At 61.6% G+C, this 13,498-nt stretch carries 14 protein-coding genes; 5 read left to right on the top strand and 9 right to left on the bottom strand.

The features are described 5' to 3' along the window. Positions 1 to 16 precede the first annotated feature (16 nt). Positions 17 to 946, top strand: a complete 930-nt coding sequence (locus ACS8Y6_RS08870; protein WP_440855423.1) for an NAD(P)-dependent oxidoreductase — start codon at positions 17 to 19, stop codon at positions 944 to 946. Between the two features lie 14 nt (positions 947 to 960). Here ACS8Y6_RS08870 and ACS8Y6_RS08865 read toward each other — a convergent pair whose 3' ends face one another. From ACS8Y6_RS08865 to ACS8Y6_RS08830, 8 genes are all read right to left on the bottom strand, one after another. Beyond that, positions 961 to 2,136, bottom strand: a complete 1,176-nt coding sequence (locus ACS8Y6_RS08865) for an enolase C-terminal domain-like protein (protein WP_440855411.1) — start codon at positions 2,134 to 2,136, stop codon at positions 961 to 963. 13 nt (positions 2,137 to 2,149) lie between these two features. Beyond that, complete coding sequence (locus ACS8Y6_RS08860; RefSeq protein ID WP_440849223.1) at positions 2,150 to 2,620, bottom strand: tripartite tricarboxylate transporter TctB family protein; 471 nt, start codon at positions 2,618 to 2,620, stop codon at positions 2,150 to 2,152. Between the two features lie 7 nt (positions 2,621 to 2,627). Beyond that, entirely contained in the window at positions 2,628 to 4,142 is a 1,515-nt protein-coding gene (locus ACS8Y6_RS08855; protein WP_440855410.1) for a tripartite tricarboxylate transporter permease, read from the bottom strand. A 60-nt stretch (positions 4,143 to 4,202) separates the two neighbouring features. Then, positions 4,203 to 5,177, bottom strand: a complete 975-nt coding sequence (locus ACS8Y6_RS08850; RefSeq protein ID WP_440849225.1) for a tripartite tricarboxylate transporter substrate binding protein — start codon at positions 5,175 to 5,177, stop codon at positions 4,203 to 4,205. Between the two features lie 96 nt (positions 5,178 to 5,273). After that, entirely contained in the window at positions 5,274 to 6,281 is a 1,008-nt protein-coding gene (locus ACS8Y6_RS08845; protein WP_440855409.1) for an Ldh family oxidoreductase, read from the bottom strand. After that, entirely contained in the window at positions 6,278 to 7,213 is a 936-nt protein-coding gene (locus ACS8Y6_RS08840) for a hydroxyacid dehydrogenase (RefSeq protein WP_440849227.1), read from the bottom strand. The genes ACS8Y6_RS08845 and ACS8Y6_RS08840 overlap by 4 nt, the downstream gene beginning before the upstream one ends. 65 nt (positions 7,214 to 7,278) lie before the next feature. Then, on the bottom strand, positions 7,279 to 8,445 hold the full coding sequence (locus ACS8Y6_RS08835; RefSeq protein ID WP_440849228.1) for a UxaA family hydrolase: 1,167 nt from the start codon (positions 8,443 to 8,445) through the stop codon (positions 7,279 to 7,281). A 2-nt stretch (positions 8,446 to 8,447) separates the two neighbouring features. Then, a complete protein-coding gene (locus ACS8Y6_RS08830; RefSeq protein ID WP_440849229.1) occupies positions 8,448 to 8,732 on the bottom strand; it encodes a UxaA family hydrolase in 285 nt (94 codons plus the stop codon). A 121-nt stretch (positions 8,733 to 8,853) separates the two neighbouring features. On the opposite strand from ACS8Y6_RS08830, the gene ACS8Y6_RS08825 reads away from it, so the two are divergent. After that, a complete protein-coding gene (locus ACS8Y6_RS08825) occupies positions 8,854 to 9,585 on the top strand; it encodes a GntR family transcriptional regulator (protein WP_440849230.1) in 732 nt (243 codons plus the stop codon). 542 nt (positions 9,586 to 10,127) lie between these two features. Here ACS8Y6_RS08825 and ACS8Y6_RS08820 read toward each other — a convergent pair. Next, complete coding sequence (locus tag ACS8Y6_RS08820) at positions 10,128 to 11,147, bottom strand: LacI family DNA-binding transcriptional regulator (protein ID WP_440849231.1); 1,020 nt, start codon at positions 11,145 to 11,147, stop codon at positions 10,128 to 10,130. Between the two features lie 380 nt (positions 11,148 to 11,527). Here ACS8Y6_RS08820 and ACS8Y6_RS08815 point away from each other — a divergent pair, with 380 nt between their 5' ends. The 3 genes from ACS8Y6_RS08815 to ACS8Y6_RS08805 are packed head-to-tail and all read left to right on the top strand — an operon-like array spanning position 11,528 to position 13,487. After that, positions 11,528 to 11,734, top strand: coding sequence for a hypothetical protein (locus ACS8Y6_RS08815; RefSeq protein WP_440849232.1), 207 nt, complete (start codon positions 11,528 to 11,530; stop codon positions 11,732 to 11,734). Positions 11,735 to 11,769: 35 nt separating this feature from the next. Next, positions 11,770 to 12,936, top strand: a complete 1,167-nt coding sequence (locus ACS8Y6_RS08810) for a TRAP transporter substrate-binding protein (RefSeq protein ID WP_440849233.1) — start codon at positions 11,770 to 11,772, stop codon at positions 12,934 to 12,936. Continuing rightward, on the top strand, positions 12,933 to 13,487 hold the full coding sequence (locus ACS8Y6_RS08805) for a TRAP transporter small permease (protein WP_440855408.1): 555 nt from the start codon (positions 12,933 to 12,935) through the stop codon (positions 13,485 to 13,487). Before ACS8Y6_RS08810 ends, ACS8Y6_RS08805 begins: the two co-directional genes overlap by 4 nt. The last annotated feature ends 11 nt before the right edge of the window (positions 13,488 to 13,498 follow it).

Here is a 13,498-nt window from a genome sequence, read left to right as displayed (position 1 = left end):
CGGACGTCATTCCTCCATTCCAGCGGCGCGCAGCGCGCGGCGCCACATCACACAGGATCAAATCATGAAAATCGGATTCATCGGACTCGGCGCCATGGGGCGCGCCATGGCCACCAATCTCATCAACGCGAATTTCGACGTCACGGTCTGGAACCGCAGCGCCGACAAGTGCCAGCCGCTGGTCGAAGCGGGTGCGACGCAGGCCGATTCGCCGGCCGACTGCGCCACGGCGGACGTGTTGATCACCATGCTGGCCGACGATGCGGCGCTGGCGGCCGTAGTCGACGAGTACGGCCTGATCGAGGCCATGGGCGAGAACACCGTGCATGTGAACATGGCCACCGTCTCGGTCGAGACCGGCCGCGACATGGCGGCCCGTCATCAATCCGCCGGCAGGGCCTATGTCGCCGCGCCGGTGCTCGGCCGGCCGGACATCGCCAAGGCAGCCAAGCTGCAGATCCTGGCCGCCGGACCGAACGCCGCCATCGAGGCCGCGCGGCCGGCGCTGGAGACGATGGGCGCGAAGGTCTGGCCGGCCGGCGATGCACCCTACCGGGCCAATGTCATGAAGCTGGCGACCAACTACATGCTCATGTCGGCGGTGGAAACCATGGGTGAGGCGGCCGCGCTCACCGCCAAATACGGCATCGAACCCGGCGATTTCCTGGAGATCGTAACCAGCTCGGTATTCGCCGCCCCGGCCTACCAGGGTTATGCCCCGGCGATGAGCAAGCGCGAGTACGACAACCCGGAAGGCTTCAAACTGGCACTCGGCGCCAAGGATGTGGATCTGGCGCTGGCCGCGGCCCACGCCGAACAAGTGCCCATGCCCATGGGCGCCACCGCTCGTGAACGCCTGGCCGAGGCAATGGCGGCGGGCGACGGCGACAAGGACCTGTCGGCCCTGGCCGAGGTGTCCCGGCGCGGCGCACACCTGGACGATTAGCGCACTCGGCGCGCTCAGCCGGTCAATTCGAGCGCTTTGCGCAGGGCGTCGAACATCACCGGCTTGCGCTCCATGCCGATACCGGGCGCGTCCGGCAACCGGACGCGCCCGTCGATGATCGGAATATCGTCGGCAAAACCGCCGTAGGGCTGGAATACCGCGGGGTACGATTCGGTGCCGCCGATCTGCAGCCCGGCGGCAATGTTCAAGGCGAGCTGGTGCCCGCCGTGGGGCATCAACCGGCGCCGCGGCCAGCCAAGGCGCTCGGTCGCCGCAATCAGATTGAGATATTCGGTCAGCCCGTAAGCGAGTGCGGGGTCGGCCTGGATCCAGTCGCGGTCGGGCCGCATGCCGCCGAATTGTATGAGATTGCAGACATCCTGCGTCGAGAACAGATTTTCGCCCGTGGCCATCGATAGATCATAGTGCCGGGCCAGTTCGGCCTGCAGCGCATAATCGATCGGATCGCCCGGCTCCTCGTACCAGAACAGATCGTAGGGTTCGAGCATTCTGGCGTAGTCGATCGCGGTTGGCCGATCGAACTTGCCGTTGGCATCGACGGCCAGGCGCTGCCCGTCGCCCAGAACCTCAAGAGCCCCTTCGATCCGCGCCTGGTCGGTGGCGATATCCGCGCCACCGATCTTCATCTTCGCCACGCGATAGCCCGCTTCGTCGTAGCGCCGCATTTCGTCCTTGAGACCTTCGATTTCCTTGCCCGGGTAGTAGTAGCCGCCACCGGGGTAGACCACGATCTCATCGTCGTACCGACCGTCGTTGTATCGATCGGACAACAGACGCCACAGCGGTTGTTCGGCCACCTTCGCGATGACGTCCCACACCGCCATGTCCAGAGCCCCGGCCGCCACGGCGCGGTCGCCATGCCCGCCCGGTTTCTCGTTGTGCATGAAACAGCGCCAGATCTTCTGCGGATCGAAATTCTCGCCCGTCGCATCCAGCAGGCTCTCCGGCTCGGCTTCGGCCAGGCGCGGCAGAAGGCGCGATCGTAGAATTCCCTGCTGCGCGTAACGACCATTTGAATGAAAGCCATAACCGATGATCTGCTCACCATTGCGCTGAACATCGGTCACGATCGCAACGACGCTGATGGTCATCCTGGAAAAATCGATGAACGCATTGCGGATGGGCGATGCAATCGGCGCCACCGCGTCGCGGATTTCCTGTATGCGCATGAGCCCTCCCCGCTCAGAACAGCGGCCCGAACAGCGAAGGCTCGGGCAGCGGGACCTGGAACAGGTATTTGAAGATGAAATAGAAACCCAATACCACGATCACCCCCGACGCGGGATAGAGCCACAGCCGCATCGGAGTCCAGCGTTCATACATGGCAATGGCCATGATGGCCACGTACGCGGCCAGTGCGGCGATCGGGAAGCCGAAGTACGGCATCGCCAGCGTGGCGATGACCATCACCACGATCAGCAGAACGCGTCGAACGACCGAACCGGCCGAGCCAATCGACGCCGGCGCGGCGTAGCCCAGCAGGTTGCGTAGGATCAGCAGTGCGCTGAACACCACCATCAGCCCGATGACGGTCTCGGGGAACACCGTCGCCTGCGGTGAGGGCGTGCGGCTGATATCCCACCAGCACACGCCCCCGACGACGACGAAGATCAAAGCGCCGACGGTGCCCCGCAGATCGCGGGTGTCGCGCACGGCATCCTTAGACGGGGGCATTGTCGCGCTCCTTGGCACCCCGGCTCAGACGGCCGGCGATCATGGGGTAGAAAAGCGAGGCCAGGATCAACAGGAAGATGCCGATCGCGAGCGGCCCCGAGAAAAAGATGGCCAATGGGTCGCCCGTGGCGCCCCCGATCATCCAGCCCTGGACGAAGCCCTGCTCGGCAATGGGGCCGAGAATCAGGCCGAGCACGATCGGCGACGGCTGGAAGCCGAGGCGTTCGAGCCCCCAACCGACGACGCCCAGCACGATCATCACCATGACGTCGGAGACCGAGTTGTTGATCGCGTAGGTGCCGATGATCGTCATGAAAGCGACGATCGGTACGAGCACCGCCTTGGGAAAGGTAACAATCGACTTGAAGGCATAACGACCGATCAACAGGCCGATCGGCAACATCAGCAGCGTGGCGATGAACAGACCGTAGATGAAGGTGTAGACAATCGGACTATGCCCGGAGAACATGGCCGGCCCCGGCTGGATCCCCTGCACCAGCAGCGCGCCCAGAATTACGGCATCCGGCGGTGTGCCCGGAATGCCCAACACCAGGGTGGGCACCATGCCGCCCCCGACGGTGGCGTTGTTGGCCGATTCGCTGGCCTGGACGCCGCGCGGCTCGCCCTGGCCGAAACGCTCGGGGGTCTTCGACGCACGACGCGCCTCTGAATACGACACCAGGCCGGAGATCGACCCGCCGGCGCCCGGCAGAATGCCAACGAACGCGCCGATCAGCGACGAACGGATCAGGTTGAGGCCGCCGGACATACAGAGCCGGATCGCTTCGGGCAAACGAAAGCCACGGGAAGCTTCCTGGATTTCCAGATGACGCTCCGGCCGGGCGACCAGATTGATCAGTACGGGGATGCAGTACAGGCCGATCAGGCCGGATACGACATTGATCCCGCCGAGCAGCGTGGTGGAATCGAAGGTAAACCGCGGGCTCCCGGAAATGGGCGCAACCCCCACGCAGGACAGCAACAAGCCGAAGGACGCGCCAATGAGTCCTTTCAGCAGTTGCCCCGAGGAAATGGCCGAAATCAGCGTCAGGCCGAAAATGGCCAGCCAGAAATATTCGACCGGCCCAAAGGCGAGCGCCACATTGGCTAATGGCGGCGCCAGAAACAACAGGACGGCCGCCCCCACCAGTCCACCGAATACGCTGGACAGGCAGGCAATGGTCACGGCCAGATCGCCGTCGCCGCGCTTGGCCATGGGGTAGCCATCGAACGTGGTGGCGATCGCCGAGGGCGTGCCCGGCGTGTTCAGCAGGATCGCTGCATAGGCACCGCCATAGATCGCACCCGTGTAGATCGCCCCCATCAGCATAAGCGCGGTGGTCGGGTCCATGGAAAAAGTCAGCGGCACCAGCACCGCGATCGCCATGGTCGCCGTCAACCCGGGAATCGCGCCCAGGATAGTGCCGGCCGCTACACCCAGCACGGCCAACGCCAGATGCAGCGGCGTCAGCGCGGCCAGGATGTCATTGATATGAGTCATCGTCCTCAGACTCCGAAGAAAAGCGGCCTGGCCCGCGCGTGTGCCGGGCCAGGCTGCAAATCAGTGCACCAGACCAGCTTTCTTGACGAGTCTGGTGTACTTGGCGCGCTGCTTGCTCATGAACGCATCCATCTTTTCGTACGGCACGTTCAGTTCGACAAAGCCGCGCTTGGCCAACGATTGCTTGAACTTCGGATTGGCGTTGACCTTGCCGATCAGAGCCGAGAGTTTCTTTCGGATCGACTCGGGCGTGGATTTGGGCACCGCCACACCCCGATAGGCGCCGCCAACCATATCGATCTTTTTTTCCTTAAAGGTGGGCACCTGCGGAAAGATCGCCATGCGTTTATCGGTGGCCACGGCCAGCATGCGGACCTCGCCCGGATGATTGGCTGCCACCGTCGAATATCCCCATTCCGCCTTGACCTGTCCGCCGCGTAGCGCCGTATAGGCAGCCCCGGTACCCTTGAACGGAATATAAGTGGTCTTGGTGCCGGTAATATTCTCGAACCGCACGTTGGCCAACTGGTTGGCGGTCCCGGTGCCCGACCCCGACATCGTGAGCATGCCGGGGTGTTTCTTGGCGTAGGCGATCAGATCGTCGAGCGTCTTGAGCGGACTGTCCTTGGCCACGAGAATCGCATCCGGCGTGTACTCGAACATGTACACGTTGGTGATGTCGCTCGTCTTGAAGCCGACGTTGCCCATCATCGGCTTGACGATGATATGCGGCAGATTCGTACCCATGATCGTGTAGCCATCGCCCTTCATCGAATTCAGCTGCGACCAGGCTACTGCCCCGCCGCCGCCTGACTTGTATTCGATGATCATGTTCTGACCGGTCATCTTCTCGAATATCGGTTGCTGCAAGCGGGCGGTGATGTCCGACTCGCCGCCGGGCCCGAACGGGATGATGTAGTGCAGCGGCCGCGATGGATAGTTCGATGCATCGGCGGCTCGAGCCGTCGTCACCATAACCGGCACCGCGAGCGTACTCGCCAGCACCATGGTTGCCGCCATCGTTTTGATCTTCATGTTCTCCTCCGTTTCGCATGTTCACGTTGTTGTGATTCATATCCCGCCGCGGCCGCTTTCTGTTTGAAGCTCGTGGGCAACGGCGTGGGTTCTCAGCTATTTATATACGCCGACCCGCTGTCCGATATTCGCCATCAACGCATCGTCGATTTCAACACCTTTTTTCTGATTCGCGACCCGCAACTCGTGCCGGCGCACCCCGGGAATACGCGCACCGGGCTGGTCGGTGATCGCGGCAAACAGAACTTCGAGCCGCGCTGCAAACTGCGGGCCGGCCAGCCGGTCCGGATCGATCAGCCAGAAGCATTGCCCGATATTCGGCGGCGGGCCTTCCATGTTGAAAAAAGAGCTGGCCTCGAAGGCATAGCTCGAACCCGTGAGCGTGGCCGACAGAATCTCGACCATCAGCGCCAGAGCCGCGCCCTTGGCGCCCCCGGCGGGGATCATCGTGCCGGCGAGCGCGGCCGCGGCCTCGGTGGTCGGGCGGCCGGCTTCGTCGAGCGCCCACCCCTCGGGAATCGCCTCGCCGCGCTGGTTCGCGAGCATGACCTTGCCCCGTGCCACGCCGCTCAATGACAGGTCGATCACCATGGGGGGCGCGCCGCTGCGCGGCACGGCGCAGGCGATCGGATTGGTGCCGAACACGCCCTTCGATCCGCCCCACGGCGCCATCGCCGCCGGCGAATTGGAAAACCCGATTGCAATCAGCCCCTGCGCGGCCGCCGCTTCCACGTGATGACCGAGCACGCCCGCATGGTGCGAATGACTGATCGCGACCGTGCAACTGCCGGCCTCTCGCGCCCGCGCCACACCATGTTCGATGCCGAACTGAATCGCCGGGAACGCGAAGCCATGGCCGGCGTCCACGGCCAACGCCGCCGGCGCATTGACCCGGATTCGCGGCTTGGCATAGCCATCCACCTTTCCGGCCATCGCCTGATCGGCATACGCGATCAGGCGGGACAGGCCATGCGAGGCCAGACCATCGAGCTCCGCGGCCACCAGCGCCGTCGCCACCGCGTCGGCGTTCGGGGCGCTGACGGCGTTGTTACACAATACCTTGCTCGCCAGTTCCCGGGCTCGCTCGGCGCTGACGCGACTCATGCCGCGGCCTCGTCGAGCGCGGCGAGTACATTGTCGACGGTGACCTGGCTGACGCGCACGTTCGACTGCACCGTCACCCCGGCGATGTGCGGCGTGAGCAGCACGTTATCGAGCCCGGCATAGACCGAATCCGCCGGTAACGGCTCGTCCTCGAACACGTCGAGCGCGGCCGCCGCAATGACGCCATCGGCCAAGGCGCTGGCAAGCGCCGCATCGTCGATTACACCGCCACGCGCGCTGTTGACGATCACCGCGCCCGATCGCATGCGCGCCAGCGCCGCCGCATCGATCAGATGCCGCGTGCCGGGCACGAGCGGCACATGCAGACTGAGCACGTCCGACTCGGCCAGAAGCGACTTGAAGTCGATCGGCTCGACGTCGTACTCGGCCCAACAGGCGTCGTGCATCGACAGGTTGGGGTCGTGTGCCATCACGCGCATACCCAGCGCCTTGGCCCGAGCCGCGACCTGGCGGGCGATACCACCGAATCCGACCAGCCCCATCGTCGCCCCTGCCACCTCCAGTCCGATCAACGCCGAACGCGGCCATTCGCCAGCCTGCATCGAAGCACGATGTTCGTACGCGCCCCGCCGCAGTATCAGCGCCGCCGCGATCACATACTCGGCCACAGCCACATCGTTGGCGCCCGTGGCTGGCAGCACGCGCACATCGCGCGCCCGGCACGCCTCCAGATCGATGTTGTCGAGCCCGACGCCGAGCCGCCCGACGGCACGCAGCTTTGGCGCCGCCTCGAGCAACTCGCGATCCACCCGGGTGCGATTGCGCACGATGATCGCCTGCGCGTGGCCGACCGCTCCGAGCAGCGTCGCCCGCTCATCCACCAACGAAGGCTCGAAACGTACGTCGTAGCGTTCGCGCAAGGCCGCGATCGGCGCCTCGTCCATGAATTCGGTGATTACGATATCGCTCACTCAACTCTCCCTGAAGTCAACGGCGAACGGCGCGCGGCTACCACTCGGCCGCACGCCGATTTTCATCAAGCACTCCGATACAGCTTGGTCAGCACGAACTCGCGATGGCCGAGCGCTTCAGCGGCGGTCAGACGACCACTGCTCGTCTCGAGCACGGACTCGATCAGGGCGTCGCCGGCCTGGTCGAAATCCATTTCGCGCCGCAGGATGCCCGACACGTCGAGATCGACATGCTCGGCCATGGTGCGCACGGTGCGCGGGTTGGCCGACAGCTTGATCACCGGCTCGATCGGGTTGCCGATAATGTTGCCCTGCCCGGTCGGGAACAGATGCACCACGTACCCGGCCGCGGCCATGAGCGTCACGCACTCGGCCGCGGCCGACGACGTATCCATGAAATACAGCCCGGGCCCCTTCGTCGGCTCTTCCGCCGGTTCGAGTACGTCGATGTACGACGTCTTGTGCCCGATCTTGGCCAGGTTGCCGAAGGCTTTTTCCTCGATGGTCGACAGACCGCCTTCGATATTGCCCTTGGTCGGCTGCGACTCGGACAGGTCGTTGGTCTTGTGACGGTTGATGAAATCGTTGTAGCTGCCCCAGGTATCCAGAAACTTCTGCTTGGTCGCCTCGTCGGCAGCGCGTTCGGCACAGACCATCTCGGCACCGGTGATTTCCGAGGTCTCTCCGAAACACATCGTCGCGCCTTCGGCCACCAGCTTGTCCATCAGATTCCCGACCGTAGGACAGGAGGCCAGCCCCGAGGTGGTGTCGGACTCGCCACACTTGGTGGAAATCCAGAGTTCGTCGATACCGCATTCCTCGCGCTGTTTCATTGAAGCGTCCTGCACGAACTTCTTGGCGGTCCAGGAGGCACGCGCGATGGTGTCGATATCGCCATGCTGTTCAATGGCGAAACCTTCGACCGGCTTACCGGTCTTGGCGATACCCTCGACCACGCGCTGGGTCCAGCCAGGTTCGATACCGATAACCACCACTGCGGCGACATTCGGGTTCGCTCCCGTGCCGATCAGGGTGCGGAAATGCAGATCCAGGTCCGCGCCAAACTGCAGCCGCCCGTACGGATGCGGGATGGCCATCGTGCCCTTTATGTTGTTGGCCACCGCTTCACAGGCTGCGTTCGAAATATCATCGAGCGGCAGGATGATGACGTGGTTACGCACGCCCACGCGCCCGTTTTCACGCCGATATCCCAGAAAAGTGCGCTTCGTCATGGCTACCACCGCTTGGTCTTGATGTTGTGGACGTGCACGTGATCGCCCTTGGCGATGTCGGCCACGGCGCGGCCGATGTCGTGCTCATATTCGATGATCGTGTCTTGGTTACCGATATCGTCGAGCGCGATCTTGTGACCGATCGGGATGTCGTGATTGGCCTTGATCTCGAGCGTCTCGTCGCCCTCCATCAGCCAGCCGGTAAGCGTTTCACCTGCGCTGACGCCTTCGACAACCACAACGCCGACCTTGTCAGCCTTGTTGTGGACCAGGAAGTGGGTCTCCATTGAATTTCCTCCAGATATCGCGTTGAGCCGTAACGGCACGTCTTTTGTATTATGTCTTATATAAGACTGTCAATATTAGACTATCGGTTATGATGAGCCGCTACACGAGGCACAGGGCCCTATGAGCGAAGCACGCACATTAAATTACAGACCGCTCTACGAGCAGATAAAAAGCTTGCTCGTCAGGCGCTTAGGTAATAATGAATGGCCGCCCGGCACGGCGCTTCCCAGTGAGATCGCTCTGGCACAGGAATACGACGTGAGCCAGGGCACGGTACGCAAGGCGCTCACCGCGATGGAGAAGGAACACCTTGTGGAACGACGCCAGGGGCGAGGCACGTTCGCAGCGCGCCATAGCCAGCAACGCTCGCTGTTCCAGTTCTTCCACCTGGTCAACGACAACGGCGAGCGGGAACTGCCGATCAGCCGGGTCACCCGCTGCCTGGAAAGCAAGGCGAGCGCGACCGAGGCTCGCGCACTGGAACTCTCCGCGCACGCCATGGTGGTTCGGATCGAGCGCGTCCGGGAGCTTAACGGCACACCCGTGATTTACGAGAGCATCACCATTCCGAGCAGTCTTTTCCCGGGTTTATCGAGCTGGCGGCTCGAAGACCTGCCGAACACGCTGTATGAGTTCTATGAGACGGAATACGGCGTGATGGTCGTCCATGCGAGCGAGATGGTCCGCGCGGCCGCCGCGTCTGCGACTGAAGCAGAACTGCTCGGCGTGGCCCCGGCTTCACCGCTGCTGTCGGTGGAACGGCGCGCTCTAAACATTCGCAACGAGCCCGTTGAATGGCGCCGCAGTCTCTGCCACACCGGGCATCATTACTATTTCAACGAACTCGACTGACGACCGCGGCATGCCCCTCGCGCCTGCCTGCACCAGCAGGCCGAGCGTAAGTCACACGCTCGATATCGCGAACATATCGTCATAGACCCGACTAAATCGAGCCCCTTGTCCTGGCTGTTCGGCGGCTCGCTGTTCGGGGCGCTGTCGGCGCATATTCGTCAGGTCAACCGCGGCGCGGATATCATCGGCTGCCATTGCATCAGCTCACTACTCGCTGCATTCGCTGACCGCGCAGTTCGCCGGGCGCGCGGGTCTGTGCGATATCGGGAGCAATCCGTTGGCGCAAGCGACCACGCCGTATCACCTTGGGCAGCGTGGTGATAACCCGCTCGTCGCGGGTCCAGAGCAACGAAACCAGCCTTATACGCCCTACGAGGCTTTGTTCTACAAGCGACTGTCCTGCTACCAGCAATCGTCGCCACGTGCGCGGCCGGGGTTGAAGAACAAACTGATCTGGCTCGGCGCCTCAACCATTGAAACGCCTGTCGATGACTGTCGAGACTGTCGTTGACTGGCCCCTGCCAAAGCTCGGATTAATCGAGCTAAGTCGTGACCACTCTATTCGCTGCGGATTTCGTCGTTCCACGCACGACCAGAGTCGTTTCAATTTCCGTATGGAGCAGCGTCGTCTCGCCGTTGATGCGTTTTACGAGAAAATCTGCAGCCTTGGCGCCCATTTCTGAAGACGGCACCTTAACGGTTGTCAGCCCCGGTTGCAGATGTGCGCTTATGCTCAAGTCGTCGAATCCAGTGATCGAGATGGCTGCGGGGACCCCCAGGCCGCGCGATTGGCATTCGAATATAGCGCCGATCGCCAGCACATCGTTGCCGCATATCACCGCGGTCGGGGGTTGCGCGCAACGATTCAGCAATTCACGCATACCGTTTCGGCCATCTGCGATCCCATAGGGCTGCTCTACTAATCGCTGCTCCTCCAACTGCCTACCGATCACGGCGAGTGCAGCCCGTACGCCCTGGATACGCGCCTGTGCACGATCGTTCGATTGGCTCACGCCTGCGATCATTGCAATGTCGCGGTGGCCTAGGTCGATAAGATATTCGGTGAGTCGGCGCGCTGCCCCTTCGTTATCGAATCCGATGCATGGGTATTCGGACGAGGCTCGGTACGTCCAGCAGTTCACGAACGGTAACTGGTACCGCTCAAGCAGGCTATACAGCTGGGGCGCGTGCGCTTCTCCAACCAGCATTAGCCCTTCAACGCCGTGACAGAGGAAGGCGTGCGCCTCTCGAACTTCCTGCTCCAAGTCATACTCGGACGCCGCCACCAGTAGCGTGTACCCCAATTGCGTCAAGCGGCGTTGAAGCGAGCTGATACCGCTGGCGAATATCGCGTTGTCCAGCGTGGGAACGATGGCGCCTACAGCGCGAGTCTGGCTGCTTGCCAGCGCTCGCGCGGCACCAGACGGGATATAGCCGAGATCCCTTATTGCGGCTTCGATGCGCTTGCGCAACTCGGGGCGCACCATATCGGGCGAGTTGATAGTGCGCGAAACCGACGCTGTTGATACGCCAGCGCGACGCGCGACGTCGATAATGCCCACATTGCGGCTCGTACGTCTCGCAGCTTTCACTCGATACAAACGGGTTAGTGATTTTCCTAAAGTCTGTCTCATTTGCGCAGGGCTGTCATTTGTCGGCCCTGTACGGAGTTAGACGTTGGTGGCACCGCAACCAGCGCGAAAACTCATCCAAAAGTTGTAGCAGCAACCAGGGGTTAAAAATAAAATCAAATAAATCAATTCGGTATATAAAAAAAAGGACGCCCTAAAAGCCCCCCGCGACGGGGTATCAGCGATTCCAAACGCCCATGCCGCCAGCAGTGTTGACAGTGCAATATTGTTATGCATAGCGTATGTAAGCGCTTTCATTTGGTAGCAGCATGAGATTGGTGCGATCCGGCAGAACGAGCTTAGAGAAAATCTTGCTGCGTCTTTTCTGGTTCAGCGCGGCGCTGTATGTGCTTGATGTTGTACTGGGGAAACTGGGAGGGATGCTGCCTGGATTCCTTGTTCGACTACTGCCGGATAACGCGCTGCAGTTTGCGCTGCTAGTGCTGATATCGGTCTTTCTGGTGGCGGCGGCGCTGGTAGCGGAACGCCGGGAAAACACGCCCAATAATCGTAATTAACAATAATCGCCAGTGCGAAAGCAGGAGAATGACTCATGGGACGCAGCAAAGATTCGAGAGATTTCGACAAGAGCCTGAAATCGCCGGATAGACGCCAGTTTCTGTCGGTCGCCGGCCGCTACGGATTCACCACAGCCGTGATTGCCGCCACGGGCGGGTTACTGACCTCGGAACCGGCTGTTGCCGCGGTTTCCCGTGAGGAGCAGCAGCGGGCGCGATCCGCCAAATACACGATGAATCTAGCCACCGCCTATATCGTCGGTGCCTCGCGTAGCTACCCGATCATGCAGCTCAACCTGAAGGACAATATCGAGAACATGACGCGCGGCAAGGTCTACGTGAAGCTTGCTCCCGGCGGCCAACTCGGTGCTGGAACCGCCCTTGTTAACAAGGTCCAGAGCGGCACGATACAGGGCGCTCAGCATTCTCTCTCCAATTTTGCGCCATTCGCACCTGAAGCGGATCTGATCAACCTGCCGTATTGGTGCGGTGCCAGCCAGCATTTCGTGAACCTGGTCACGTCCAAGACATGGCAGGACACAATCAATCCGAAGCTGGAAAGTCACGGCTTCAAGGCGCTGATGTACGTCGTCATCGACCCGCGCGTCATTGCCTTGCGCAAGGGCGGCAAGGGACCGATAAAGACGCCGGACCAGATGCACGGAATCAAGTTTCGTGTGCCGGGGTCCGAGATTCTGCAGAAAGTCTATAAATTAATGGGCGCCAATCCGACGCCAATCGCCTGGGGCGAGACGACTGCGGCGATCAAGGAAGGGGTTGCCGACGCCCTCGATCCATCGATCAACGCTCTCTATGTATTCGGATTCAAGGATGTCTTGTCCTGGGTGACCTTCAACGAGGCCGTGCCTGATTCACAGATCTATTCGTGCAACCTGAAGTGGTTCAGAAGCCTCCCGAGCGAGGTACAGCACGCAATCGAGGAGGCCAGTGACATCACGTTCCGCCAGAACCTGGCTCAGGTGCCGGCATCCCGCGCCTATGCCATGCAGGAACTGCAGAAGGCCGGGGTGCAGTTCTATACGCCCAATGACGACGAGATGGCGCAGTGGAAGGCGTCCTGTGGTCATCAGCTCAAGACATGGGACGACACCAAGAAGAAGCTCGCCGGTTCACTCGACAAGTTCGATGAATTCCTGGCGGCCACGCAAAAGCGAGGCACGTATTACGTGGCCGACGTATGACCGCCGAATCTCCGCTTGCTCGGCGGCAATCCAGGCTTCGAGCCATTGTTGGCGCACTTGATCGCAACGGCGAGCGATGGTTACTGCTCGTGCTCTATGTCGCCATCGTACTGATCGTGACCAGTGAAGTGGCGCGACGCTTTCTACTGGCCGATTCGTCCGTGTGGGGCGGCGAAGCATCCCGGTTTCTATTCATATACCTGGCTTGGGTGGGTGCGTCGGCCGCGGTACGCGAGCGTAGCCATATTCGTATCGATGCCCTGCTGCAATGGCTGCCGCCACGCGGCAAGGCGACGGTACTGATTTTCGGTGATCTCATGACGCTTCTGCTGGCGGTGATCGCGATCTACTGGTCAATGGCACCAATAGAGACATCGTGGCAATTCGGCTCAGTGGCCGAAGCGCTTCAGGTCAGCCGGGTTTGGTTTCTGGCTGCCGTGCCGCTTGGATTCGGGATGATGATATTCCGATTGTTGCAGGCAATGCTTCGCGACGTATCCGATCTACGCACAGGACGTGCGCCGTTCGAAGGCAGCAAGCTTTTTGATTGAGGAACGGCACT

The sequence above is a fragment of the Salinisphaera sp. RV14 genome, from assembly GCF_052044135.1.
In the GTDB taxonomy this organism is placed as follows: Bacteria; Pseudomonadota; Gammaproteobacteria; order Nevskiales; family Salinisphaeraceae; genus Salinisphaera.
The sequence above is the reverse complement of the archived record's forward strand: the minus strand, read 5'-3'. Positions and strand labels throughout refer to the sequence as shown.